The 25,110-nt window shown below is 56.4% G+C and carries 19 protein-coding genes and 1 tRNA gene; 14 read left to right on the forward strand and 6 right to left on the reverse strand.

The genetic code is table 11. From position 1 onward, the window contains the following. The first annotated feature begins 75 nt into the window (after positions 1 to 75). The 7 genes from GQS_RS01505 (at position 76) to GQS_RS01535 (ending at position 11,501) form a co-directional block, all read left to right on the forward strand. A complete protein-coding gene (locus GQS_RS01505) occupies positions 76 to 3,621 on the forward strand; it encodes a transglutaminase domain-containing protein (RefSeq protein WP_014011896.1) in 3,546 nt (1,181 codons plus the stop codon). Next, positions 3,608 to 4,645, forward strand: a complete 1,038-nt coding sequence (locus GQS_RS01510) for a hypothetical protein (protein WP_014011897.1) — start codon at positions 3,608 to 3,610, stop codon at positions 4,643 to 4,645. Before GQS_RS01505 ends, GQS_RS01510 begins: the two co-directional genes overlap by 14 nt. Further along, positions 4,642 to 5,616 carry a MoxR family ATPase gene (locus GQS_RS01515; RefSeq protein WP_014011898.1) on the forward strand — a complete coding sequence of 325 codons (975 nt, stop codon included), beginning with the start codon at positions 4,642 to 4,644 and terminating at the stop codon, positions 5,614 to 5,616. Before GQS_RS01510 ends, GQS_RS01515 begins: the two co-directional genes overlap by 4 nt. Beyond that, complete coding sequence (locus GQS_RS01520; RefSeq protein ID WP_014011899.1) at positions 5,616 to 6,878, forward strand: DUF58 domain-containing protein; 1,263 nt, start codon at positions 5,616 to 5,618, stop codon at positions 6,876 to 6,878. The genes GQS_RS01515 and GQS_RS01520 overlap by 1 nt, the downstream gene beginning before the upstream one ends. Continuing rightward, complete coding sequence (locus tag GQS_RS01525; RefSeq protein ID WP_014011900.1) at positions 6,875 to 7,831, forward strand: hypothetical protein; 957 nt, start codon at positions 6,875 to 6,877, stop codon at positions 7,829 to 7,831. Before GQS_RS01520 ends, GQS_RS01525 begins: the two co-directional genes overlap by 4 nt. 49 nt (positions 7,832 to 7,880) lie before the next feature. Then, on the forward strand, positions 7,881 to 8,627 hold the full coding sequence (locus tag GQS_RS01530) for a class I SAM-dependent methyltransferase (RefSeq protein ID WP_014011901.1): 747 nt from the start codon (positions 7,881 to 7,883) through the stop codon (positions 8,625 to 8,627). A 201-nt stretch (positions 8,628 to 8,828) separates the two neighbouring features. Beyond that, positions 8,829 to 11,501, forward strand: coding sequence for a valine--tRNA ligase (locus GQS_RS01535; RefSeq protein ID WP_014011902.1), 2,673 nt, complete (start codon positions 8,829 to 8,831; stop codon positions 11,499 to 11,501). A gap of 47 nt (positions 11,502 to 11,548) precedes the next feature. Here the strand turns inward: GQS_RS01535 and trm10 are convergent, their stop codons facing one another. Next, entirely contained in the window at positions 11,549 to 12,661 is a 1,113-nt protein-coding gene (gene trm10 / locus GQS_RS01540; RefSeq protein ID WP_014011903.1) for a tRNA (guanine(9)-/adenine(9)-N1)-methyltransferase, read from the reverse strand. Positions 12,662 to 12,761: 100 nt separating this feature from the next. On the opposite strand from trm10, the gene GQS_RS01545 reads away from it, so the two are divergent. The 4 genes from GQS_RS01545 to GQS_RS01560 all read left to right on the forward strand — a co-directional run bounded on the left by GQS_RS01545 (position 12,762) and on the right by GQS_RS01560 (position 15,986). Beyond that, a tRNA-Glu gene (locus GQS_RS01545) sits at positions 12,762 to 12,839 on the forward strand. Between the two features lie 291 nt (positions 12,840 to 13,130). Then, positions 13,131 to 14,147, forward strand: a complete 1,017-nt coding sequence (locus GQS_RS01550; protein WP_014011905.1) for a lamin tail domain-containing protein — start codon at positions 13,131 to 13,133, stop codon at positions 14,145 to 14,147. Positions 14,148 to 14,407: 260 nt separating this feature from the next. Next, positions 14,408 to 15,406 (forward strand): class I SAM-dependent methyltransferase family protein, encoded by a 999-nt coding sequence (locus GQS_RS01555; protein WP_014011906.1) that lies wholly within the window; start codon positions 14,408 to 14,410, stop codon positions 15,404 to 15,406. A gap of 61 nt (positions 15,407 to 15,467) precedes the next feature. Continuing rightward, complete coding sequence (locus GQS_RS01560) at positions 15,468 to 15,986, forward strand: hypothetical protein (protein ID WP_148236349.1); 519 nt, start codon at positions 15,468 to 15,470, stop codon at positions 15,984 to 15,986. Here the strand turns inward: GQS_RS01560 and GQS_RS01565 are convergent, their stop codons facing one another. Beyond that, positions 15,987 to 17,312: a TldD/PmbA family protein gene (locus GQS_RS01565; protein WP_014011908.1), complete on the reverse strand. Its 1,326-nt coding sequence runs from the start codon at positions 17,310 to 17,312 to the stop codon at positions 15,987 to 15,989. Between the two features lie 10 nt (positions 17,313 to 17,322). Further along, complete coding sequence (locus GQS_RS01570; protein ID WP_014011909.1) at positions 17,323 to 18,690, reverse strand: TldD/PmbA family protein; 1,368 nt, start codon at positions 18,688 to 18,690, stop codon at positions 17,323 to 17,325. 129 nt (positions 18,691 to 18,819) lie between these two features. Here GQS_RS01570 and GQS_RS01575 point away from each other — a divergent pair, with 129 nt between their 5' ends. Then, on the forward strand, positions 18,820 to 19,164 hold the full coding sequence (locus tag GQS_RS01575) for a cupin domain-containing protein (protein ID WP_014011910.1): 345 nt from the start codon (positions 18,820 to 18,822) through the stop codon (positions 19,162 to 19,164). A gap of 2 nt (positions 19,165 to 19,166) precedes the next feature. Further along, positions 19,167 to 19,862, forward strand: coding sequence for an amino acid racemase (locus tag GQS_RS01580; RefSeq protein ID WP_014011911.1), 696 nt, complete (start codon positions 19,167 to 19,169; stop codon positions 19,860 to 19,862). Here the strand turns inward: GQS_RS01580 and corA are convergent. From corA to GQS_RS01595, 3 genes are read right to left on the reverse strand one after another with little or no spacing between them, the layout of a single operon-like run. Beyond that, complete coding sequence (corA, locus tag GQS_RS01585) at positions 19,859 to 20,842, reverse strand: magnesium/cobalt transporter CorA (RefSeq protein WP_014011912.1); 984 nt, start codon at positions 20,840 to 20,842, stop codon at positions 19,859 to 19,861. The two genes, GQS_RS01580 and corA, sit on opposite strands and share 4 nt — an antisense overlap. A 9-nt stretch (positions 20,843 to 20,851) precedes the next feature. Then, positions 20,852 to 21,679: an MBL fold metallo-hydrolase gene (locus GQS_RS01590; RefSeq protein ID WP_014011913.1), complete on the reverse strand. Its 828-nt coding sequence runs from the start codon at positions 21,677 to 21,679 to the stop codon at positions 20,852 to 20,854. Positions 21,680 to 21,736: 57 nt separating this feature from the next. Next, positions 21,737 to 23,791: a PEGA domain-containing protein gene (locus GQS_RS01595; RefSeq protein WP_014011914.1), complete on the reverse strand. Its 2,055-nt coding sequence runs from the start codon at positions 23,789 to 23,791 to the stop codon at positions 21,737 to 21,739. Between the two features lie 111 nt (positions 23,792 to 23,902). Between GQS_RS01595 and GQS_RS01600 the strand changes: the two genes are divergently transcribed. Continuing rightward, positions 23,903 to 25,096 carry a redox-regulated ATPase YchF gene (locus GQS_RS01600; protein WP_014011915.1) on the forward strand — a complete coding sequence of 398 codons (1,194 nt, stop codon included), beginning with the start codon at positions 23,903 to 23,905 and terminating at the stop codon, positions 25,094 to 25,096. Positions 25,097 to 25,110 lie beyond the last annotated feature (14 nt).

Here is a 25,110-nt window from a genome sequence, read left to right on the forward strand (position 1 = left end):
GAAACACGAGGGCAACGGTTAAATAATTCTGTGGACTATGTAGGATACGGGACACAACAAAGAATGGTGTCTCCGTTGAGAAAATACATATCCTCCGCGCTGATCCTCCTGCTCACCCTGCTCCTGATAGCATCGATAAACCAGATACCTACAAGGCTTTACGGCACCCCTGAAAGGATCTCTGCAGGCAATGGCTCCGGAATCGCCGGCGTTGAGAACCTTTTGGGGGTGAGCACTCCCGAGCAGTCCACAGAGAAATCGGCGATGAAAAACGGTACCCTTGACCTCTCCCGGTTCTACCCATGGCTGAACGGCAGTTCCCGTGGGGCATCCCCGAGAAACGTCTCCTTCAATCTTAGTAATGAGTACAACAACATGAGCTATCCTTTCAACTCCAGCGGCACGGGTATTCTCACAGAGCCCGAGTCCATAGATCTCCGCAGGAACAGCTTCTGCAGGGGAGACACCAAGAGAATCGTCATGACCGTGAGCGGGGCAGCCCACACCGCGTACCTCAGGGGCGGTGTCTATGCCACGTACCTGAACGGAACGTGGTATCGCCTGAACGAGACCCCCGTGACTGAAAACCGGGGCGTGCTGCCGCTCCCCACCGTAGAGCACACGAAGGTGTCTGACAACATCACGGTGGTTCTGGCGTCCCCGATAATCACGGGCAACCTTCTGACCGCCCTTTATACTGAAGAAGTAAGCGCGCCGGGTGATCTGAGATACTACCCTGAAAGCCACCTGTTCGGAACCTCCGGGGTCGTCTGGAACTATTCCTTCAAGACCGTGCATTATATATTCCCGGATACCGCCCTGGAGGGAGCGAAAACCACTGTTTCTACTCAGTACCTCCAGACTCCGAACGTGAGTGAGAGGGTCTTGGAGCTAGCCCGCAACATAACCGAGGGAATCGAAGGTGACTACCTGAAGGCGAGGGCGATAGAGAGCTATCTTCGCACGCACTACGAATTTGACATGAACGCGCCCCCCGCCCCCGAAGGTATCGACCCCCTCGAATGGTTTCTGTTTCATTCGAAGAGAGGGGTCTGCATTGACTTCAACACGGCCTTCGTGGTTCTGGCCAGACTGAACGGAATCCCCGCGAGGCTGGTTACGGGATATCTGATAAAAGAAACCCCCGCCGAGCAGGCTGTGCATCCGATACAGGCCCACGCGTGGGCGGAGGTGCCCTTTGAGGGTATTGGATGGGTTACGTTTGATGCCACTGCACCCGCGGGCGGCCTCTTGGGACAGGGCAACGAAACCGCGGGGGTGGGCGAATCGCAGAAACCGGAGAACCAGAGCCTTCCCGGTCCGGATTTCGACATCCTGATCAAGCCGGACCCCGTTGTCACCGATGTCAACAGGTCTTTTCAGGTCTACGTCACCGTGATTCCTCGTGGCCTTGGAGAAGTAAACGGTTGCAAACCGGAACTTAGCGTCAAAATTAGCATGGATGGATTGTATTCGGTCAGCTCCACGATTGCGCCGAACATCACGAAACCATTCCGCATGAGTGGAATTCCAGAGCCGGGCACGTATCATCCAACGGTCAAAGTCACCCTCTCGTACTGCGGTACCGTGAGCGGGACGAAATCGAAAACGTTCACCGTTATAGTTCGGGGCGGGAAGTTCTCACTGACGGCAGAACCTGAAAACCTCACCCTCGTGACGGGGGAGCTCGGCAGGTTAAAGATATACGTCACGGGAGACGGGTACTTTGGGAGGGTTGACCTGAACGTCGAGTATCCAGGCAGGTACAGGCTCCTGAAGGAGTCGGGAATCCCCGACTTTGAATCCGACCTCCTCTTAACGGCACCCTCGAGGCCAGGTGACTACACCGTCAAAATAACCGGAACCTCAGGCGACACAGCGGTCGTCCTTCAGGTCCCACTGCGAGTTCTCGGGCGCACCCGGACAAGGATAACGGATTATCCGGTTGAGATACTAAAGAACCAGCCCTTCTGGGTGAACGGAACCGTAACCGACGAGAACGGAGGGCCCGTTGACGGCCCGGTGTACGTGACCCTCAACGAGAGCAAGGCCTCCCCAGGTGTGGTGGTCGGTAGGGGCGCCTCTGTAAACGGACGCTTCAGCATTGAGTGCTCCGCTCCTTATGACCTTCCCCCTGGAAACTATCAGATAGTGGCCCACTTCGAGGGAAACGATTACTACCTCCCGTCCAACAGCGACCCTGGGGTAATCGTCAGGGACAGAACAGCTATTCAGGTTGAGGGGCAGATAGTGACGAAGACCGGGAAGTTCGAACTCGGGGGAAAGCTCGTTGATTCCGCAGGGAACGGCGTTCCCAACGCCACGATTGGGGTCAGCCTGGATGGAACCTTTCACATCAACGTTACCACAGATTCCGCAGGCGTCTTCACGGTCCCCCTGCTTCTGGAAACGCCTGGGGAACATCATGTTCTAATATCGTACGGGGGAAGCAGGTACTATCTGGGTGCGGAGGCGACGGTAAACATCACCGCGGTCGAGCTCAATGCAACCGTTCCTGATAGGTGGATAATAGGCTGGAACGTCACGATCAACGGCTCGATTCTGGGCGTCGACTCCGGCAGCGTGTCCCTTTCGACCCCCATGGGCCGTTTCACCAGTGTCCTGAAAGGGGGACGCTTTAACTTTACAGTTCCAGTAAACGTTTCCCCGGGGATTTACAACGTTTTCTTTGCCTACGAAGACGTTCTTCTGGAGAACATCCCCGTGACAATTGCCTCCCCCACCAACATAACCGTGGAATTCGGCGAGATGCGGGAGGGGGAGAACGCCACGATCGCGGTCAGGCTCGTGGATGCGTTCGGCAATCCTGTCCCTGGAAGGATTGTCACCCTCAACCTCTTCGGCAACCACAGCGCCAGGACGGACATGAACGGCACTGCCCGCTTCACGGTTCGGCCGAGTGAAAGCGGGGGGCATAGGGCCAGTGCGGTCTTTGAAGGGGACAAGTTTTACCTTCCATCTACCGCTGAGTTCGAGGTTTCCGTGGCCGGACGGCCGCCTTACACCCTTATCCTCACGGGACTCATCATGCTGCCCGTCGGAGTGCTCGTCTACCGGAGGCGGGAGGATATCGCGGCGCTTAAGATTGGAATTACCTCCGCACTCAGGGGGCTGAAAAAAAGGCGCTACTCCCCAATCCTTCATCCCGACAGAAGGCCGCCGGTTTACGGCGAGGGCGAGAAAATCACCGTCACGAGCGATGTTCCCGTTGAGCTTTTCGTCGACGGCAAGCCCGCTGGAACTGGGAATAGATTCGAACTGGTGTTGCCCCGGGGGGTTCACGAACTTCTCGCAAAGGGGGAGAGAGTTAAGGGATGGCTCAAAGTGTGGGTTGTGGACTACAGGGAGGAGATAATGAGGCTCTACGACAGATGCTTCCTCGAACTCGCCAGGAGAAAGGGACTGGGAGGCAGGGACCTCGCCCCGGAGGAACTCGCCCACAGACTGCGGGGCGAATACGACTGGAACGACTTGAAGACCGTCACGTACCTTTTCGAGGTCGCCAGGTACAGCCTCTACCCTGTTGGAATGAGGGAGTTCATGGAGTTCTACCGGTCTCTGTCCCGACTGGTGGGAGGTGACTGCTATGAGAAAGATTGATACCTCTCTGATTCTCTATCCCATCCTCATGGTGCTCGTCTATGCCCTTTCGGGATATCCCCTCCTGAGCGGATACCTGGGGGACTTTGTGGCAAGCATCGAGGTGCTCCTGCTGTTTTTCCTCCTCTCCCGGCTCTCGCTTCTGCTCCCCGATTACGGGGAAGTTGCCTCCAAACTCTTTAAGGGGGCGGGTTTTGCACTCGCGTTCTATCTCCTCCCCTCCGAACCGTACACCAGCTGGGAATTTCAGCTCCCCCTGGCCCTTCTCGCCGCGGGGATTACCATGGCCAGCGTTGCGCCGGAGCTCCCGGAGATCCTGGGGCTTCTAACCCGGGGCTTTGGGGTGGCCATCGCCTTCTACGCCCTCTACACCTTCAGCGGTCAGCTGGTCAGGGGGTACATTATAGCCCCCGCGTTCCTCTATGCCGCGGCGGCATCGGTGGTCGTGTACGCACTCGTTGCCGTTGAACGCTCCGGCCTGATAGGAAGCCGTTTCGTGGAGAGAAACGCCGCCGGAATCATACTGCTCTTTGTACTCCTGGGGCTGTACGCCGGGCTCAGGCCCTACATGCTTGAGAACTACCCAAGGTACGTGTTTTACCTGGAGTGGGGGACGATAGGCTTCGCAACCCTGCTGGCAGCGATGGCCGTGCAGAACCACCTCTCTGCGGCGAACCTCGAGAACTATCTAGTGGGAGAATGGAAAAAGCACAGTATGGAGATATCCATAGCCGGGGACGAGGAGTTCGAGCGTGTGAAGGGGGCGGTGGAGGACTTCGTTCTCCGTAAAAAGAAGGGTCCGCTCGTGACGTTCCTGACCTACTACGGTATAAAAGCCCTGGGAAACATTGAAGCAGTTAGAGAACTCACCGAGCCCATCGTGGAGTACGAGGAGGAGTGCTACTCGGTGTTCACCCCAAGCTGGCTGGTCAGGAAGAGGGAGAGGGAGCGCCTCCAAAGGCGCCTTCAGCTTGTTAAATCTGCCATCGAAAAGATTGAAGAGTATATGGGGGGTAAAAGATGAACGCGGAGTCCTACGCAACCCTCTGTGATGAAGTCGTCTCGGTTGTTTCGAAGGTTTACATCGGCAACGAGGAGGTTGTGAGGAAAACGCTGGCGGCAGCCCTCGTAAATGGAAACGTACTCTTTGAAGACCATCCGGGTCTGGGGAAAACCCTACTTGCTAAGGCCTTCGGCCGCGCCCTCGGCCTGGAGTACCGCAGGGTTCAGTTCACGCCCGACCTGCTGCCGAGCGATATCATAGGGACCAAAGTCTGGAGGCAGAACCTTGGAACGTTTGAGCTCATTAAAGGCCCAATCTTCACCCACGTTCTCCTGGCGGACGAGATCAACCGCGCTCCACCAAAGACCCAGTCCGCGCTACTCGAGGCGATGGAGGAACGCCAAGTGACCATAGAGGGCGACACCATGAAGCTTGAGATGCCTTTCTTCGTGATAGCCACCCAGAATCCCATCGAGTACGAGGGAACCTATCCCCTCCCGGAGGCCCAGCTCGACAGATTCCTCCTCAGAATGAGCGTGGGTTATCCTAAGAGCCTGGATGACGAAGTTGGAATCCTCAAGGCAAGGATATCATGGGGCAAGGACGACCCAACCGCTGACATGGAGCCGGTCATGGACAGGGGCACGTTCCTGGAGATGCAGGCGTTCGTTGAGCACGAGGTGTTCATACACGACGAGGTTCTCAAATACATCGCGGGAATCGTCAGGGAGGTCAGAAAGGACGAAAGGGTTGAGGCGGGCCCGAGTCCCAGAGGCGCTCTGGCGCTGCTGAAGGTTTCCAAGGCGAACGCCATGATGAACGGCAGGGATTTCGTTGTTCCAGATGATGTCAAGAGATACGTCATAGATGCACTGGCCCACAGAATCGTTCTCGGGGCTGAGTACGCCTTTGAGGGAGTGAGCGGTCGGGAGGTCGTCGAGGCGGCGGTTAAGAGGGTTCCGGTTCCCAAAGAGTTCGAGCGTGAGGAGTAATGACCGCAGCCCGCTCCTTCATCTCCACCGCCCTCTGGTTCATCGCAGCCGGGATAATCTTCTCCATGCCGGGACTGGCGTACCTGGCGATAATTCCCATGACGGTGCTGGCGGTGGGGCTTTTGGTGGATCCCCCGGAGGGGATATCGGTTGAGAGGAAGCTCGTCAAAACGAACCTTCGGGTGGGGGAAGAACTGAGGGTCAGCGTGCGTCTCAAGGTCAGGCACGGCCTCGGCTTCGTGGTGATAAGGGACGCCCTCCCGGAGGAGTTCTCGCTGGTGGATGGGAGCAACGTCCGGGCGTTTTTCAAGGGGCCCAGGGAACTGGTGGTGGAGTACGAGTACGTCATCAAACCCGCGAAGAGGGGCAGGTACCGCATCGGCCGCAGTGAGGTGCTGGGCTACCACGTCTTTGGGCTCAAACCGAGCAGGTGGGGCGTTTTTGGTGAAGAAACCTACCTATCGGTGCTGCCGCGCGTAAGCCTTCCGAAGAGGACCAGAACGCCCGTTACAAAGTCCCAGATTCCCATCCCCGTGACGAGCGTCTCCATCAGGGGCGTGGCCTCCACGGACTTCAGGGAGATAAGGGAGTACCGCGCGGGCGACCCCGTCCGCTTCATAAACTGGAAGGCGTCCGCCAGGAAGGGTGAGGTTCTGGTAAACGAGTTCGAGAAGGAGGGCAAAAAAACGGTGCTTTTCATCATAGACGCAACGGGCTCCAAAGTTGGCTCCTCCGTGGAAAACCCCCTGGAATACAGCATCCAGCTCGTCTCTTCCCTGGCGTACTACTTCACAAAGAGGAACTACAACGTTGGCCTCTACGTAGTGGGCCACGGAAAGCTCATCCTTCCCGCCACCGGGTCAAAGCAGCTGTATATCCTGGTTAAAACGCTCCTGGAGCTTGAAGAGGTTGAGGTTGAAAAGGAGGACTTCGTTCGCGCCGTGGAAGGCCTCAAGCACGTGCTTATCCGCTACACACCCCTTGTGATTTACGTCTCAAACCTGCTCCCCGAAAGACTGGCTGAGATTAGGGAGGGCATAAGAAGGCTTCGTCCGATATACCGGGATAAACGGCTTCCAATGCTCGTGTTCGATGTATCCACGTACTCGCTTTTGGAGAGGGACGTCAGCTCGCTGATACTGCTGGAGAAGCGGGCCCTCCGGCACGACCTTCTAAGGGCGGGGGTGTACTCAATCCTCTGGGACCCGACCAGGGAAGACGTGACCTCCGTCGTTACAAAAACAGTGAGGCTGATAAGATGAGAACTGATCACGTCCTGACCGCACTGAGGCTGGCAGTTTTGGTGCCAATGATACTCATAGTTTCCGACATGCTGGCCTCGATAGCCCCCCTGACGGCGTTTCTTGGTGGACTCGGAATCGCAGCTCCAGAAACGCTGATCCGCCTCGGCGTGGCCGCGTTGGTGGGGTTTATAGTTCTCAACGGTGAGTCTCCCGGATGGCTGATATCCCTCGCCTACTTCGCGAACATGCTGTACCTGATAATGAGGGTCTCCCCCCTGGTCGAAATAGCTTTCCCGACCCTGTACCCACCTCTGATGGATGCGTTGGAGAAAAACGTGCTGCTCCCAACTTCACGGGCGTTCTTCTACATCCCCGTCCTCGTCATTGCCTCGATAGTTGATGACTACATCGGGGAGCTGATTGAGAAGGAGAGGATTATGAGTGAGTGGGAAATTCCCGATGGGGACGTTGCGGGCGTCGTTTACCCCTCTCTCCTGGTGATGGCCGTGGCAACGGTAACATCCGCCCTGGTGTTCCTGTGGGCGATTGATTACCTCACAGGGAGAGGGGTGGATTTTGGGGAGCTGTACTACCTGGCCCCTCCGCTTCTCCTGCTCGCGCTTGGGGTGTCGTTCAGCATGGGCATCTTCGGACGTGGGAAGGCCAGGCGCAACGTGCTTGTAATCAAAGCCAGAATACCGGTGGGCAGGAGCTATTCGTGGGAAATCGAGGGAGAAGAGAACCTCGTCGTGACCGTGCTGACCAGAGGTGGTGAAATGCGGGAACGAGAGGTGAGGATAGAAACGGAGGTCAAAGAACCGCTGAAGAGGGTGATCCTTTACGTTAAGACCTTGGGGGCGGGAGAGGGGGAGGATTCCACAAAGAGGGTGCCGGTTAGGAAGGTTAAGGAGAGCACCGACGGGGATACGGGGTTTCTGCTGTACACCAACATGTGGCCCGTTGAGTTCTGAGCGCCGAAAATCTTTTGTTTGAAAATATATCCATATTTCTGGTGGTATCATGCACGAACTCTACACAGTTCTTGCAGAGTACTACGATGCGATTTACAGGCGGAGGGTCGAGCGAATTGGGAAAGAGATAGACTTCGTGGAGGGGCTCTTCGAGAATGAAGCCGAGCGAGAGGTACGGAAAATCTTGGACCTTGCCTGCGGAACAGGAATTCCAACGCTCGAACTCGCGAGGAGGGGATACAAGGTTACCGGCCTCGACCTCCACGGGGAGATGCTGACCGTCGCGAGAAGAAAGGCCGAAGGGGAAGGACTGAAAATAGAATTCATTCGAGGAGACGCGCTCGAAATTGATTTTGAGGAGAAATTTGACGCCGTGACGATGTTCTTCTCGTCCATTATGTACTTCGATGATTCTGCAATTCAGCAATTGTTTAATTCTGTAAAACGGGCGCTGAAACCGGGCGGAATTTTCATCGCCGACTTCCCGTGCTGGTACTACGGCGGAAGGGACGGCCCGATAGTGTGGGACGAGCGGAAGGGCGACGAGCGGTTAATCATGACCGACTGGCGCGAGGTGGAGCCGGCGACACAAAAGCTCCACTTCAAGAGGCTCGTGCAGATAGTGAGGCCCGACGGGAGCGTTATGGCCTTCATGGTGGACGACGAGCTCAACATTTACACACCAAGGGAGATGAGGCTCTTGGCCGAGAAGCACTTCAGGCGGGTCAAAATCTACGGGGACCTCCACGAGCTGAGGCCCAACGACAGGAGGTACTGGCTTGTGGCGGTGAAGTAACCCCAAACTTTTTAAACCTCAGGCTCATTTCTATACCCTGGTGGTGCCTATCGTCCACCGTAACGCTGATTTCAACCTTTGAATCCCATGCGTTCCGCGCTTCTTGGTTAGCCCGTACTCCGGCACCACCGGCGTTGCTAAGATTTTTAAGCCGCCCTTCTGAGGGTAACCCATCTTCAAAAAACCGAAAAGGTGATGCCCATGCTTCCTAAGACCTACGACCCGAACGAGATTGAACCGAAGTGGCAGAAGTTCTGGCTGGATGAGAAAATCTACAAGTACGAGCTCGACGAGAAGAGGCCGAGCTACGCGATTGACACTCCGCCCCCGTTCACTAGCGGAACCCTCCACCTCGGTCACGTGCTCAGCCACACCTGGATCGACATCATAGCGCGCTATAAGAGAATGACCGGCTACAACGTGCTCTTCCCGCAGGGCTTCGACAACCACGGTCTCCCGACCGAGCTCAAGGTGGAAAAGGAGTTCGGAATAAGCAAAGACCAGCCCGAGCTCTTCCTCAAGAAGTGCGTTGAGTGGACCTGGCAGGCCATCGAGGCCATGCGCAACCAGTTCATTAGGATAGGATACTCCGCCGACTGGGACCTGGAGTACCACACGATGGATGAGTGGTACAGGGCCGCCGTTCAGAAGTCCCTCCTTGAGTTCTACGAGAAAGGTATGCTCTACCGCGACAAGCACCCGGTCTACTGGTGCCCGCGCTGCAGGACGAGTCTAGCTAAAGCCGAGGTCGGCTACGTCGAGGAGGATGGTTATCTTTACTACATCAAGCTCCCGCTCGCCGATGGAAGCGGCTACGTCCCCATAGCCACCACGAGGCCCGAGCTTATGCCCGCCTGTGTTGCCGTCTTCGTCCACCCGGAGGACGAGCGCTACAAGGACGTTGTGGGCAAGAAGGTGAAGCTCCCGATATTCGAGAGGGAAGTGCCAGTTATAGCCGATGAGGACGTTGACCCCGAATTCGGAACCGGTGCGGTCTACAACTGTACCTACGGCGACGAGCAGGATGTCGTCTGGCAGAAGCGCTACAACCTGCCGGTTATCATAGCGATCAACGAGGACGGCACCATGAACGAGAACGCCGGACCTTACGCCGGCCTCAAGACCGAGGAGGCGAGAGAGAAGATAGCGGAGGACCTCGAGAAGATGGGCCTCCTCTACGACAGAAAGAAGGTCCGCCACCGCGTGCTGAGGCACACCGAGAGGAGCTCATGTATGGCACCCATCGAGCTGCTCCCCAAGACCCAGTGGTTCATCAAGGTGAGGGACTTCACGGACGAGATAGTGAAGGTCGCGGAGGAGATCAACTGGTACCCGAGCGACATGTTCCTCCGCCTGAAGGACTGGGCAGACTCAATGGACTGGGACTGGGTTATAAGCAGGCAGAGGGTCTTTGGAACGACGCTCCCGTTCTGGGTCTGCAAGAACGGTCACGTGGTTCCTGCCAAGGAGGAAGACCTGCCGGTCGATCCGCGCTTCGACAAGCCGCCCGTGGAGAAATGTCCGGTCTGCGGTGCCGAGCTCGAGCCCGTAACGGACGTCCTCGACTGCTGGATAGACTCCAGCATAACCCCGCTCATCATAACCCGGTGGCACGAGGCCATCAAGGGCGACGAAGAGGCCAAGCGCTGGTTCAAGCACAACTTCCCGACCGCGCTCAGGCCGCAGGGAACGGACATCATAAGGACGTGGGCCTTCTACACGATATTCAGAACCCACGTCCTCACCGGCAAGAAGCCCTGGGACGATGTCCTCATCAACGGAATGGTGGCCGGGCCTGACGGCAGGAAGATGAGCAAGAGCTACGGCAACGTCGTAGCGCCGGACGAGGTCATTCCGAAGTACGGCGCCGATGCGCTCCGCCTCTGGACCGCCCTCGCTCCGCCCGGAGAGGACCACCCGTTCAAGTGGGAGACCGTCGACTACAACTACCGCTTCCTCCAGAAGGTCTGGAACATCTACCGCTTCGCCGAGAGGCATCTGAGCGATTTCGACCCGAGCAGCGCTCCGGGGGAGCTTGAGCCGATTGACAGGTGGATACTCTCAAGGCTGCACCGCGTCATCAAGTTCGCCACCGAGGAGATGGAGCGCTACCGCTTCAACCTGCTCACCAGAGAGCTCATGACCTTCGTCTGGCACGAGGTGGCCGATGATTACCTCGAAATGATCAAGCACCGCCTCTACGGCGACGATGAGGAGAGCAAGCTGAAGGCAAAGGCCGCCCTCTACGAGCTGCTCTACAACATAATGCTCCTCCTCGCGCCGCTGGCCCCGCACATAACCGAGGAGCTCTACCAAGAGATGTTCAAGGGCCACGTCGGTGCCAAGAGCGTGCACCTCCTTGAGTGGCCGAAGTACGGCGAGGGCAGGATAAGCGAGGAAGCCGAGAGGCTCGGAGAGCTCGCCCGCGAGATAGTCGGCGCCATGAGGCGCTACAAGAACAGCCACGGCTTAGCTCTCAACGCCAAGCTGAAGCACGTGGCCATCTACGCCACCGACTCCTACGAGGCCCTGAAGGCCATCGAGAAGGACATCGCGGGAACCATGAACATCGAGAGGCTGGAGATAATCCAGGGCGAGCCGGCCCTGGAGGAGCGCATCACCGAGATAAAGCCCAACTTCAGAACCGTCGGGCCAAAATACGGAAAGCTCGTGCCGAAGATCACTGCCTACCTAAAGGAGAATGCCAAGGAAGTCGCTAAGGCCCTCAAGGAGGCCGGAAAGATCGAGTTTGAGGTGGAGGGCCAGAAGGTCGAGCTGAGCAAGGAAGACATCGTGCTCAGGAAGGCCGTCTTCAGCGAGGGCGAAGAGGTCGAGACGGCGGTTGTTGGGGACGCCGTTGTGGTGTTCTTCTGAGTCCTTTCTTTTCATTCTCCGATTTCTACACAGGATAAAAGAAAGCCTCAACAGTTATAGCACAGCATCGCGGCCTTCTTGAGGAGAATCACGCGGTAAGTCTTTCCGTTTATTACCCTTGGGTTGGAGATCTTGTTGAGGTGGTGTATCCTCTTCCTCTCGAGGGCTATCAGGTCAGGCTCCCTCAGCACCTTCACGAAGTCCTCCCAGCGGATTTTGAGCCACCTGGAGTACTCATCGAACAGCTCCTTCTCGACCACCCTGTAGGTCTTGCCGTTCACTTTGTATCTGATCGCACGCTTGGGGAGCTCCTTCCTCAGGCGCCAGCGGGCATGGAGAGGTTCCTGGAACTCGTAAACCGCTTCATCCATGGACTTTCCTTCCACCATCATCTTGAGGATTATGCCGAGGATGCGGTTTATCCTGTCGGGGACGCCAACGACGTCGCCTTTGAGAACGATCTTCCTCCTGCGTACCCTTATTCCTGCCCTCTCAAGCTCCTCGCCTATCTTGGGCGTGGTCTTCTTTTTGTTCCCGCCCGTGTCCACGATGCCGCCGATTATAAAGGCCCCGACGTCGAAATCCTTCTCGCTCAGAACCTCCTCCGCCCAGGGGTCGAGGAGAACCACCTCGTTAATGCCGTTCTTCTCCAAAAACTCCGCCGTCGGGCCGGCGTAGGGGGTTATCCTGTCGATAGGCCCCTTGAACATCCTCTTGAACTCGTCGTTCGCCCACGTTACGGCGAGCTCCCTTCCGGTGAAGTAGTCCCTCAGCAGGCCGTAGCTCTGACTCACCTGCAGGCAGACCTTGCCTTTCTCCTTCTGCGTGTGCTTGTCCCAGTGGTAGAGGTCGATTATGAAGTAGGGCCACTCTGGGAGCTTTGAGCGGAGCTCTTCGGGCGTCAGAACCGGCTCGAACTTCTCCATCATGCACAGCGGGGCGTAGGCGTAATGAGCGCCCTCAACGCGGTTGCCGTTCAGGTCCCAGGCCACTAGGGTTTTCTCAGGAACGCGGAATACTGCCCCCTTTCCGTTGATTATCTCCACTGCCACGTCCTGGAGCTTGTTCTTTGACTTTCTGAACCTCTTGGAGAGCACCCCAAAGCTCTCGATCCCCTTCTCCCTCAGTGCTTCCCTGAAAACATCGGCGAGTGTCTTCATGGCCATCGGTTGAGGGTCGGACGCAGGTTTAAAAAGTTTGCCGAGGGAAAGCTCTCCTCAGACGAAAGATTTTTAAACGCTCGCCCTTCCCTAATATCGAGCCCCGGTGGTGTAGCCCGGTCAAACATGCGGGCCTTTCGAGCCCGCGCCCCGGGTTCAAATCCCGGCCGGGGCACCAGAATTCTCCCAAACGCTTTTCTAAAAGCAGCTTCACAGTTATAGAAGGCTCATCCCCAAAGAGAGCCCACCTCAACAGGCTGTTAATAAAACGAGACCTTACGACATCCAAAGGACTTTATGATATCCGCCATATCGAAGAAGATGGTCACTTCAGCTATCAACACCATTTCAGTTTTCGGAGCCTTAATTGCTGCCTCCATAGCAAGAATCAACAGTTCTTGTTCATATAACGAAACCTTCTTATAACATAATAATCATATTGTAAAATGTTAAACCGGAGGTTGTTTGCATGACTCGTCGCACGGTTCCCCTTCTTTTGATACTCGTTATTGTGTTGTCTGCAACCATTGCTACAGGTTGTATTGGTGGTTCAACTCCAACAACGACATTCACGGAGAGTTATCCCACCGATACATTTTCCGAGGCCTCATCCATAGACAACTCCCACCCGACGAGCTCTGGAAAGAACATTCCAACAGACGCAATTAAGGTCTACGTAATCAAGGTCATAGATGGAGATACAATCGACATTGCATTCCCCAATGGAACAACTGACAGGGTCCGTTTCCTCGGCGTGGACACTCCAGAAACTTCAGCTTCTCGGAACAAGCCCAATGAGTACGACCACATCACGGACCTAAAGTGTCTAGCCAGTTGGGGCGTTGAGGCCAAGTTTTTCACTAGGGACTATCTTCTCAACAGAGTCATTTACATACAGTTTGACCCCGATGCCGGGAAGAGGGGTTATTACGGCCGACTATTGGCCTACATTTACCTTGAGAACGGCACGGACTTCACTGCCCTTCTCGTGAAGAAGGGCTATGCTCGGGTTTACACCGAAGGTAAATTCCAGAAGGAGCATGAGTACTTATCGTACCAGCGCACTGCCGAGTCCAAGAAGCTTGGACTGTGGGGGTGTGAAATTGGCCAGTATGCTGATACTTCGACAGTTACGCATGTAGCCACCACTGGAGAGATAGCCATTGTGAAGATCCATTATGATGCAGGTGGCCCAAACGTAAGGGATACGGAAGTTCTAAACGATGAATATGTGGTTCTGAAAAACAAAGGATCAAAGGCTGTGGATCTTAAGGGGTGGGTCATTATGGATGAAGCTAACCACAAGTACTACTTTCCCTCGGTGATCCTTCAGCCAGGGCAGGAGATTGTCCTCCACACGGGCAGAGGTAGCAACACGTCTCACGATCTTTATTGGGGCTCAAAACGGGCGATATGGAATAACGATCACGACACAGCTTATCTCTATGATGCTCAGGGCAGACTGGTTGATAAGTTCAGTTGGTGATCTTTAGAGCAAAAATCTGTGGTTGTCGTGAGAGAAAACCTTTATGAAACGGTGGGCGTGTATAGGCACTATCCGTACAGCCCGTCGAGTGGTGATCCTGGCAGGCCCTTATGAAACAGGGGACATAACCCTGAGAGGGGCTTTTTATAGCATCCTCTTTTCCGCAATTCTTTATTGAGGGTATTTGATTTGAATAGCAAAAATCTTTTTGAAGTAGCTCGTTGTGTAGTGGGTGAGTCAAAGCCTTTATGGTGAACAGCATGCTCGCAGTCAAAGTCCCCAAGCGAGAGGCCGAAAAAATCCGCAGGAAATTAATCGAACTCGGCGTCCTGGCTAAAGGATACGCCGTCAGGCGGGAGGGTGAGTTTATACTCTTCCCTGTCACAGAGCCAGTAGAGGGCTTTGAGCTCGTTGAAGCAGACTTCGAGAGGCTTGAGAGAAAACCCCACAGCTACCGCGAGGTCGTCAGGGTTCCGGACGAAGTTAGACCGCTCCTCCCGAGCTCCTTCGACATAATCGGTGAGGTTGCGATAATCGAGCTCCCCGACGAGCTGATGCCCCACGGAAAAGCGATCGGAGAGGCCATCCTCCGGGTTCACCGTCACATAAAGGCCGTCTTCGCCAAAGGGGGCAAGGTTTCCGGAGAGTACCGCGTGAGAGAGCTGATTCACCTAGCCGGCGAGAGAAGGACTGAAACCATCCACCGCGAGAACGGGATAAGGTTGAAGCTCGATGTTGCCAAGGTTTACTTCTCCCCCCGCCTGGCCACGGAGCGGATGAGGATTTTCGAGAAGACGCGCCCGGGGGAGGTTATCTTCGACATGTTCGCCGGCGTCGGGCCGTACGCGGTGCTTCTGGCCAAGAAGGCAAAGCTCGTCTTTGCCTGCGACATCAACCCCTGGGCGGTTCGCTACCTTGAGGAGAACATCAGGCTGAACAAGGCTGACAACGTCGTGCCTATCCTCGGGGACGTGCGGAAGGTGGCCGGCAGGGTTGAGGCCGACCGTGTGATAATGAACCTCCCCAAGTTCGCAGATCGCTTTCTCAGGGAGGCCATGCTGAGCGTTAGAGACGGTGGGGTAGTCCACTACTACGGCTTCGGTCCGGAGGAAGACCTGTTCTCCGAGCACGAGGCAAAGATTAAAGCCGTTGCTCGGGAGCTGGGCTTTGGGGTTGAGTTCTTGGAGGAAAGAAAAGTCCGCCCCTACGCGCCGAGGCAGTTCAACATCGCGATTGACTTCCGGGTTTGGAAGATGTGATGATTCTATCGACCCGTGCCTGTGATAAATGTTATAAAAGAGATGATATTATCGTTCCAGGGTGTCCACTGTGAACCTTCGAGTGTTTGATTCTCTAAGACCGTTTACGTACAAGCGCTCCACTAAGTACCTGGTGGCCGAACTGGAGTTCAGGGACTCTAAGCTTCCGGTATATCTCACCGGGAAGAACGGGAAAGCCCTGGCGGAGATGGTATCGCGCGATGCCTCAAAGATGGAAGCGCTGAGGCACGCACTCTACAGGCTCTTTGACAGCCCTGAGGTGGAGGTTCTTCTCGATAGGGTTTCTGAGTATGGCAACCTGGAGTTCATCAACATCAACCTCGGCAAGGAGAGTGCAAAATTCTCGGGTTTCAGCGGGGACCTCGGAGCGGGGTCACTCTACGGGGGCTGGAACCTTAATCTTGTAAGGAACTGGCTCAGGCTGACCTTCCCTCTCGACAGGAGAGTGCCAATGAAATATCTAGAAGCCCAAGACATATTGAGCGGAATTCACTCCGCTGGTAGAGATTTGGATTTACTGGTTCGGGAAGCCTCGGAGTGGAAAAATGGGGGAAGATAGTCACTTCCCCGCTATCTTCACGTTCTCAAACTTCACGAAGGGCGTTATGATGGTCGTCATGAAGGGCATTACGGCCTGCTCCTTCGAAACTTCACTCGCCCCCTTCAGCAGTTCGTAGACGTTGCCCGCAACGAGGAAGACGCTCGCCCCCTTAACCTCTCCGTCCTCGATGAGGAACGCCGGGTTCGCAGTTACCGCGAAGTTTCCATTGTCGGGGTTGCTTGAGTGGGCGCCCTGGAAGCCGTCGACGAAGTAGCCGTGCTCGATTTCAGATATCATATCCTCCAGCGAGCGCTTTCCGTTCTCGATAACCATACTGTGGAACCCTATGTTTATTCCCCCGCTGTTCAGGTCGCGCTTTCCGTTTCCGGTGCTCTCGGTGCCGTGGACCTTCGCCCAGTAGTTGTCCCAGACGAAGCCCCTGAAGGTTCCGTTCTCGAGGAGGACGTTCTTCCTCGTCGGGACTCCCTCTCCGTCGGCTATAACCGGCTGTATGGAGAGTTCGTGGAACGGGTCGTCGTACATCGTGAGCACGTCGCTGGCTATCTTCTCCCCGACCTTTCCTGCAAGGGGCGTCGTCTCCTTGACCAAGCGCTCACCGCTGAAGGCCGGGAAGAGGGCATAGCTGAAGAGCCCCGCTATCGCCCAGGGGCCGAGTATTATCGGAACCTCCTCGTTTTTGCTTGCCTTGACATCGTACGCCCACTTGACCTTCTGAACCGCCCTCTCGACGACCCCGTCAACGTCCAGCTTGAGGTCCCTTCTGGCATCGAAGTCGAAGATTCCGGGGGTGACGGTGCCCTCCTTCCTTCCAACCAGCTCGAGGAAGAAAAATGCAGCACCGCCTTCCTGGAAGACGTCTATTCCGTGGGAGTTGGCGATGTGGCGCTCCTCCCACGAAACGCCGCCCTCTCCTCCTGCCACGATGACGTTCTCGTCCTTCTCACGGGCGAGCTTTATGCCGCGGACGAGCATCTCAACGAGCTGATCCGGGGAGGCATCCTTCAGCTCGTAGTTGGGCTTCGGCTTCTCCAGGTATTTACCCGGCTCGGGCAGGGAGACCCACTTCTCGTCCCTGCTGTTCAGCTTTGCCATCTTTGCGGCCTGCTCTATAGCCTCCCTTATTCTGGCAGGCTCGTCGCTGTCTATTATGGCCAGCCCGAGGCGCTTGTCCTTTATCCCGCGTAGTATCGTAACCGCCCCGCTCCTCGTGGAGGCCATTGAAATCTCGTTGAGCTCGACGTTGGCGCTCACATCCTTGGAGCGGTAAACGGCAATCTCAAGCTCGTCGAAAAACTTCTCGCCGTACCTTATGAGTTCCTCCATCTTCACCACCTCACCCGATGAGGATTCCTCCGTCAAAGCGCATGTGCGGACCGCCTGAGCTGACGAAGGCCGTCTGTCCCTTTCCGCAGAAGCCGACCTCAAGGCCGAAGTCCTTGCCGACAGCGCTTATCTTCTTCAGAGCCTCGATGGCAACTCCTGTGATTGAAGTGTCCCTTATCGACTCGGCGATTTCACCGTTCCTGATGACGTAGCCCTCCTGAACGCCGACCTGGAAGGCGCTGTTGAGCTGGGCCTGGCCGCCGCGGAAGTCAACGACGTAGTAGCCGAACTTGATGTCCTCGATGAGCTCCTCGAAGCTGTGGTCTCCGGGCTCGAAAATAGTGTTTCTCATCCTGATTATAGGCGGGTAGCGGTAGCTCTCGGCCCTCGCGTGGCCGTTCGGCTCCATGCCCCACTTTGCCGCGTACTCGCGGTTGAGCATTATCTCCTTGAGAATTCCGTTCTCGATGATGCGTATGTCCCTCACCGGAACACCCTCGTCGTCGTACTTGTCGTTTCCAAAGCCGCCCTCAACGTAGCGTTCGCTCATCGTGACGTACTCCGGGGCTATCTGCTTGCCTATGAGGTCCTTGAAGGGTGAGTTTATGGTTAAGTCAGCCTCCGCGAGGTGGCCCAAAGCTTCGTGGGCGATTATGCCGACGACTATCGGGCCCGCAACGATTGGGAACTCGCCGCGCTTTGGGGCAACACCCTTCAGCTGGCTGTGCATTTTCCTGAGAAGTCTCTCCGTCACTTTCTCATTCGGCTCGTGCTCCGTCATGAGCTCCCAGCCGTAGTCCACCGCTCCGATGCTATCCCTGGCCATGGCCAGCTTTCCGTCGGCCTTTCCGGTGACGTAGGTTCCCTGATAGAGGTAGTTGTAGTCCCACTCTATGCGCGTTCCCTCATTGGTGAGGAGGATTTTTTGCCCGCCGCCATCCTCGTAGCGAACCTGGACGCTCTTAACGGCCTCATCCTCTTTGAGGAGCCTCTCCAGCTCCCTGAGGTGCGCGACCTTCTCCTCTATGTCAACCTCTCCCGGCTTGACCTTCATTTTGCTCTTCACGAAGTCCTCGACCGGCTTTATCTCGGCCAGCTCTATCTTTTCGCTCTTGGTCTCGGCGGCCGCTTTAGCCAGCTTGTAGGCCTCCTCGATTTTCCTCTCGAGGTTTGAGAGGTCGCTGGTTGAGGCAAACCCCCATGCTCCATCGGCCAAGACCCTGATGGCAACGCCCCTGTTCAGCTTCCCTGTAAAGCTGGTAAAAACGCCGTCTTTGAGGGCAAGCGTCGTCTTTTTGAGGTCTTCATAGCGGAGTTCCACGTAGTCCGCTTTCAGGTTCTCCTCCGCCCAGCGGAGGGCTTTTTCCAACGCTTCCATGGTCACCACCGTTTCTATTTGTTCACTGATGAATCGCAGGCCGGGTATAAAAGCCTTTTGAGCCTTTCGATGGGGGTCGAAAGGATAAAGCTTTTCAACCTTGGGTGCCATTTATTCGGGGGATGGGGCATGAAGGCCGAAATCAAAAACCTCATAGACAGGGGCACCTACCGGAAGCTTCCGCTCTTCGAGGGCGAACTGCCCGAGGGCTCATACGCACAGATAGTGGAGGTCAAGCCCGGGCAGACCGTCGGGAAGCACTACCATCTCCACCAGTATGAGCTGTTCTACATAATGAGCGGCGAAGCAAGGCTCGGCATCGGCGATACTGAATACCTCGCAAAGCCCGGCGACATCTTCCTGGTAAAGCCCAAAACCATCCACTGGGTGGTCAACGAGCAGGATGAGCCGTTCAGGCTCTTCGTGGTGAAGCTGAACTACCACGGGGATGACTCCGTTTGGCTGGAGGAGTGAAGATGGAGAGGGTCATCGGCATCCTCGGAGGCATGGGGCCTCTGGCGACCGCCGACCTCTTCAGAAGGATAGTCGAGAAGACCCCCGCGAAGAGGGACCAGGACCACCCCAGGATAATCATCTACAACGACCCCAAAATCCCGGACAGAACCGCATTTATCCTGGGGAACGGGGGAGACCCGAGACCGGCCCTGGTGGAAGGGGCGAGAAAGCTCGAAAGCTGGGGGGCGGACTTCATCATAATGCCCTGCAACACCGCACACTTCTTCGCCGAGACCATCCAGAGAGCGGTAAAGATTCCGCTCGTCAGCATGATCGAGGCGACGGCAGAGGAGATAGAAAACCTCGGCTTGCGCAGGGTCGGCCTCCTGGCAACGGACGGCACCATAAAGGGACTGGTCTACCACCGCGCGCTCCTCGGCAGGGGCGTTGGAATAGCTGTCCCAGGAAAGAACGACCAGGAGAAAGTTATGCGGGCGATCTACAGGGGAGTGAAGGCGGGGAACCTTGAGCTTGGAAGGAGGCTTTTCTTGGAGGTGGTCAGGAGGCTCGAACGCAGGGTTGATGGAATCATAGCAGGCTGCACGGAGGTCAGCGTCGCCCTGAAACCGGAGGACCTGAGCGTCCCACTGATCGATCCGCTTGACGTGATAGCCGAGAAGGCCGTGAGGCTCGCCCTCGGCCTTGAGGAGCTCTAAATCCATCCTTTTCTCCTGAAGTAGGCGAGCATGCCGAGGGCGATTCCGAGCATGACCATCAGAACCGCGGGGTAGCTGTAGCGCCAGGCCAGCTCCGGCATGTAGCGGAAGTTCATTCCGTAGAGGCCGGTTATGAAGGTCAGCGGGATGAATATCGTCGAGACGACCGTGAGGATTCTGATGATGTCGTTCGTTTTCATGGAGAGTGTGGAGTAGTAGAGCTCGACGAGGCTGTTGGCGAGTTCGCGCTGTCCCTCGAGGATTTCGAGAACTTCGAGGACGTGGTCGTGGAGTTCGTCTATGAAGGGCTTGGTGTCCTCGCTGAAGAAATCCCCACCCTCGAGCCTCAGCTTCCTGAACGCCTCCAGGAGGGGAAATATCGTGCGGCGCATGAAGAGTATCTCCCGTCTTATTCCGTGTATCCTGCGCAGAACTCCCTCGTCCGCCCTCGAAAGTATCCGCGCCTCGAGCTCCTCCATCTGGGAGCTTATGCGCTCGATTATCGGCACGTAGTTTTCGACTATCGCCTCAAGAATCGCGAAGAGCAGAAAATCGGCACCGTGTTCGCGGAGGAGTCCCTCACCCTTGCGGATGCCTTCCCGTATCGGGTCGAAAACGTCCCCCGGGGTCTCCTGGATGGTTATCACGAGGTTGCCCTTCAGGATGATGCCCATCCTCTCCCTCTTCAGCCCGCCGTCTATCTCGTAGACCTGGTGGAGAAGGAGAAAGAGGTAGTCCGGGAACACCACCACCCTAGCCCTGCCGCTCGCCCGCCTTAGGGTCTTCATCTGCGTTTCGTGGATTCCCAGTGCCTCCCTCAGTTCGGGCACGATGGAGACTGTGTCCACGTTCACCCACACAACATCATAGCCGCTTACGGAGAGGGCCTCCTTGATGCTTTCCACCTTTCTGCTGAGGAACTTGTCCCTTGAATACGCGATGACCGTTATCCTGGGCTTTTCCCCGGCTTCATCGGCCATGGTCTCACCTCAGAACTCCATGACCATTCCGGAGTGCAGCTTGTGGAAGCGCTCGCCGTAGGTCTCCAGGAAGGCCGCCTCTGCCCTCAGCCCGGTGCAGTGTCCGGTGTAGACCTCCTCCACCCCGAGCTCCTGGAACTCCCTCACGGTTCTTTCGATGCGTTCGTCACCCGAGTCTATGAGGTGGAAGCCGCCTATGACCGCGCGGACGCGCCTCTCCCCGGTCATCCGTATCGCATGCTTTACTATGCTCACTATGCCCGCGTGGCTGCAGCCGCTCACGATAACCAGGCCCTCCGACGTTTTAGCCACGAGGCTCATGTCGTCCATAATGGTGTCCTCCATTACCTGGCCGTCCCTCAGGGTGTAAACCCCGATATGCCCCTGCTCGAAGTTCTCGCGGTTGCGGATTTCACCTGTGGAGTACAGGCCCTCAACTATTTCGAGAGGCTTTGGGGCAAGGTATAGGTCAGCGAGTTCCTCAACCTCCTCCCTCCTGAAGGGAATCCCAACGTCCCTGAGGTAGGGCTTCATAACGAAGTGCCTTCTGAAGATACTCGGGTGCGCTATAACCGGAACCCGCCTTCCGATGGCCCTTAGAATGCCCAGAAGCCCTCCCGTGTGGTCGTAGTGGCAGTGGCTCAGGAAGATGTAATCAATGTGTGAACTCGGATCGAGGCCGAGGAGCCTCATGTTGTGGAGTATAGGCTCGGCGCTCTGGCCGGTGTCGAAGAGGATTCCCTTTCCGGCCTTCTCTATCAGGAAGCTTACGCCGTGCTGGGCCAGAAAGGGGCTTTCGTAGCCGGAATAGTCCTCGACAAGGACGTATATTCGCATGGGTTTCACCGGAGGAATTAGGAAAAAGGTGGAGTTATAGTTTTCGGGGGTATTTGGTTATCCCCTCCTCTTCCCTTTCGTGATGTAGAGTGCCAGCAGAACCACGCCCGCTCCAAGGACAAACGCCGGAATGATTATGGGCATCCGGGATTTGTGTCTCAGGCTTACCCTGACTATCCTCTGTCTTTCGGCCAACACTGTGACGTTGGCGGTGTAAGCCTCATAGCCTTCTTTGATCACTTCAAGCTCATGGGTTCCCTGGAGTATGCTTATGAAGAGGGGCGTTTTACCCCTGTTCTTTCCATCGACTATCACGGTCGCACCTGGGGGATCGCTGGTAACGTTGAGGAAACCAAAGGCGGGCCTCAGGCGTATTTCCCCCAGGGTTATGGACGGGGCCGTTAGGTTGAGATTTTCGGTGTAGTTGAGGTACCCCCATCTTCCCGCCGTTAGGAGGTATTCTCCAGGCGGCAGTTCAATCCTCAGCTCGTTGTTCCTTATCTCGCCGTAGTAGGTGCCGTTGATGTAAACCTTCGTCCCCGGGACGTTTGAGATGAGGTACAGCACGGCCACGGGCTCGAGGGTGACGTTTAGATGGACCGTGTGAAAGGGCTCAACGGTGATGTTCGTTACGAAATCCCGATAGCCGTCAAGCCATACCCTTACCGTGTGGTTGCCCGCATCCACGGTGATGTTTGCCGTTGAATTGGCGGGGATGTTCTTCATGGCCTCCCCATCAACGTAGACCGTGGCGTAAGGGGTTCCGCTCACAAGAAGCCAGCCGCGGTACCACTCAAGTGGGGCCTCAACGAAGATAGTTTTTCCGGGGACAACCCGCACAGTCCCTTCGTAGCGGTAGGCGGGCCAGTTGTACGCGACCGCGGTGAGGTTATAAACGCCCGCGGGAAGGGTGACTTTCACCGAACCGTTGCCCATATGCTCCCCGTTGATGTAGACATTGGCGTCGAGGGGATTGGGCCATATCTCGAGGGTGCCCTCCGCCCTCCTGAGCTTTCCACGCAACCCGACCCCAATGTTCCCGAGTCCACGCAGGGTTTTGGGAGTTACAATCTCGGAGGTCACGTTTAAACTAAGAACCCTGATTTCCGAGGCTCTCGATTGGGACAGGAAGCTGTCCAGAGTGGCCACGTACATGGTTCCGTTTCCGCCACCGCCGAGAATGTCCCCAGATATTGCTACCAGCGGCCTTCCCCCTGTGTAGAGGAGTGCTTTGCTCCCATGGACCTTCACAACGGCCCCCCTGGGGCCTTTAACCCCGACGAGCAGGAGGTCATCACCGTTTGCTTCCACATCGAAGAGACTTACCCCCTCAAAAAAGACCGCCCTCCCTTCCCAGGGCAGGATCACGTACGTGCCGTTTAACATTCCAATCAGGAGGATGGGCTCTCCAACATAGGCCACCCTTACAACCGCGTCCCCTGTGGCGGTGATGGGAAAGCGGAGGGCCCTTACTGGACGTCCCTCAGGGGACACTTCGAGAAGTATGGGGGAGCCGTTTCGATCAACACCCCCGGCGTATATGAGCCTGCCGTCGGTGGCAAGGGATGATAGTGTGAGATTGGGAAACGCTATGAGTTCCTTGGGAAGTCCCGTGCCCAGAATCACGAGGGAGGAGCCGAGTAGCGGGTGGAAGACCAGTGAGTAAACGGTGTCGTTGAGCACCACGGGGCTTGCCAGCAGTCCTGCGTGGGCGGTTCCCAGGTATCCGAAGGAACCGTTTACGAAGACGTGCCACGACTGAGCGATTTCCGGTTTCATGCTGTCACATTCCGAGCCCGCAAGGAGGAGCGTGCTCCTGACCTTCTCCATCCCAAACCCGGGCCACAGCTCAACGTCGGTGCTGATGTTCGGCAGGAGCGTCCAGTTCTGAAGTTTGCCATCCTCGGATATGACGATGAGGCTTACATAGCCATCGCAGGCGTAACCCGAGCTGGATGCCACCACAAGCGCGTATATCGTGCCGTTTATTTCCGTCAGGTCGACCACATAGGATTCGTCCATTAGACCATCGAGCTCAATCTCAAAGGCCCCTGCTCCGCTGGTGGAAGCTATGAGGATGAGTGCCAGCAGAACCAGGAGAGCTCTTCCCATTCAACCACCGACCTTAATACGATTGTCCGGAATAAATATCTTTCGTTCTTAAGTTCCTTCCTCGACCGCAACCCCTTAAAACCCTCGCGCGAATTTAGCCCGGTGGTGAGCATGGAGATAGGTGTTGTTGGAAAGCCAAACGTTGGGAAATCAACCTTTTTCTCGGCCGCTACGCTTGTTGACGTTGACATCGCCAATTATCCGTTCACTACGATAGACGCGAACGTTGGGGTCACCTACGCGATAACGGATCACCCCTGCAAAGAACTCGGCTGTAAACCAAACCCCCAGAACTACGAGTACCGTGATGGGAAGGCGCTCATCCCGATAAAGATGATAGACGTTGCCGGGCTGGTTCCTGGAGCTCATGAGGGACGCGGGCTGGGCAACAAGTTCCTCGATGACCTCAGAATGGCCTCGGCTTTAATCCACGTCGTTGATGTTACCGGAAAGACCGACGCAGAGGGGCAGCCGACCGACCACCACGATCCCGTGGAGGACATAGAGTTCCTCGAGAGGGAGATAGACTACTGGATCTACGGCATCCTCCACAAGAACTGGGAGAAGTTCGCGAAGAGGATAAAGCTCCAGCACCTCAAGCTCGCCCAGGCCATTGCCGACCAGCTGACGGGAATCGGGGTGAGCGAGGAGGATGCCTTCGAGGCCATCCACAAGCTCGGCCTGGACAACGACCCGACCAAGTGGAGCGACGAGGATCTGCTGGCCTTCGTCCGCGAGCTGAGGAAGATAAACAAGCCGATTATCATAGCGGCCAACAAGGCGGACGCGGCGGCCGACGCTCAGATAGAGCGCCTGATAAAGAAGGGGAAGAACAGGGGGTATATAGTCGTCCCGACGAGTGCGGCGGCGGAGCTGACGCTGAGAAAGGCCGCCAAGGCGGGATTCATAGACTACGTGCCCGGTTCTAGCGACTTCAAAATCCTCAAGCCGATGAGCGGAAAGCAGGAAAAGGCGCTTATGCTCATAAAGGAGAAGGTCCTCGACCGCTTCGGCTCCACGGGAGTCCAGGAGGTAATAAACCGGGCAACGTTTGAGCTCCTGAAGCTCATCCCCGCCTACCCCGTGGAGGACGAGCACAAGCTCACGGACCAGTTCGGAAACGTCCTGCCCCACGTCCACCTGCTTCCGAAGGGTTCAACACCCCGGGCCCTGGCGTACAAGGTGCACACCGACCTCGGGAAGACCTTCCTCTACGCGGTGAACGCGAGAACCCACAGGCGCGTTGGGGAAGACTACGAGCTGGAGTTCAACGACATCATCAAAATCGTGGCCACGGCACGCTGATTTTGAGCTTGCCG

Source organism: Thermococcus sp. 4557, from assembly GCF_000221185.1.
GTDB lineage: Archaea > Methanobacteriota_B > Thermococci > Thermococcales > Thermococcaceae > Thermococcus.

Coding starts and splice junctions, on each gene's coding strand:
- GQS_RS01510 (WP_014011897.1), top strand. CDS start 3,608: ATGAGAAAGATTGATACCTCTCTGATTCTCTATCCCATCCTCATGGTG.
- GQS_RS01515 (WP_014011898.1), top strand. CDS start 4,642: ATGAACGCGGAGTCCTACGCAACCCTCTGTGATGAAGTCGTCTCGGTT.
- GQS_RS01520 (WP_014011899.1), top strand. CDS start 5,616: ATGACCGCAGCCCGCTCCTTCATCTCCACCGCCCTCTGGTTCATCGCA.
- GQS_RS01525 (WP_014011900.1), top strand. CDS start 6,875: ATGAGAACTGATCACGTCCTGACCGCACTGAGGCTGGCAGTTTTGGTG.
- GQS_RS01530 (WP_014011901.1), top strand. CDS start 7,881: ATGCACGAACTCTACACAGTTCTTGCAGAGTACTACGATGCGATTTAC.
- GQS_RS01535 (WP_014011902.1), top strand. CDS start 8,829: ATGCTTCCTAAGACCTACGACCCGAACGAGATTGAACCGAAGTGGCAG.
- trm10 (WP_014011903.1), bottom strand. CDS start 12,661: ATGAAGACACTCGCCGATGTTTTCAGGGAAGCACTGAGGGAGAAGGGG.
- GQS_RS01550 (WP_014011905.1), top strand. CDS start 13,131: ATGACTCGTCGCACGGTTCCCCTTCTTTTGATACTCGTTATTGTGTTG.
- GQS_RS01555 (WP_014011906.1), top strand. CDS start 14,408: ATGCTCGCAGTCAAAGTCCCCAAGCGAGAGGCCGAAAAAATCCGCAGG.
- GQS_RS01565 (WP_014011908.1), bottom strand. CDS start 17,312: ATGGAGGAACTCATAAGGTACGGCGAGAAGTTTTTCGACGAGCTTGAG.
- GQS_RS01570 (WP_014011909.1), bottom strand. CDS start 18,690: ATGGAAGCGTTGGAAAAAGCCCTCCGCTGGGCGGAGGAGAACCTGAAA.
- GQS_RS01575 (WP_014011910.1), top strand. CDS start 18,820: ATGAAGGCCGAAATCAAAAACCTCATAGACAGGGGCACCTACCGGAAG.
- GQS_RS01580 (WP_014011911.1), top strand. CDS start 19,167: ATGGAGAGGGTCATCGGCATCCTCGGAGGCATGGGGCCTCTGGCGACC.
- corA (WP_014011912.1), bottom strand. CDS start 20,842: ATGGCCGATGAAGCCGGGGAAAAGCCCAGGATAACGGTCATCGCGTAT.
- GQS_RS01590 (WP_014011913.1), bottom strand. CDS start 21,679: ATGCGAATATACGTCCTTGTCGAGGACTATTCCGGCTACGAAAGCCCC.
- GQS_RS01595 (WP_014011914.1), bottom strand. CDS start 23,791: ATGGGAAGAGCTCTCCTGGTTCTGCTGGCACTCATCCTCATAGCTTCC.
- GQS_RS01600 (WP_014011915.1), top strand. CDS start 23,903: ATGGAGATAGGTGTTGTTGGAAAGCCAAACGTTGGGAAATCAACCTTT.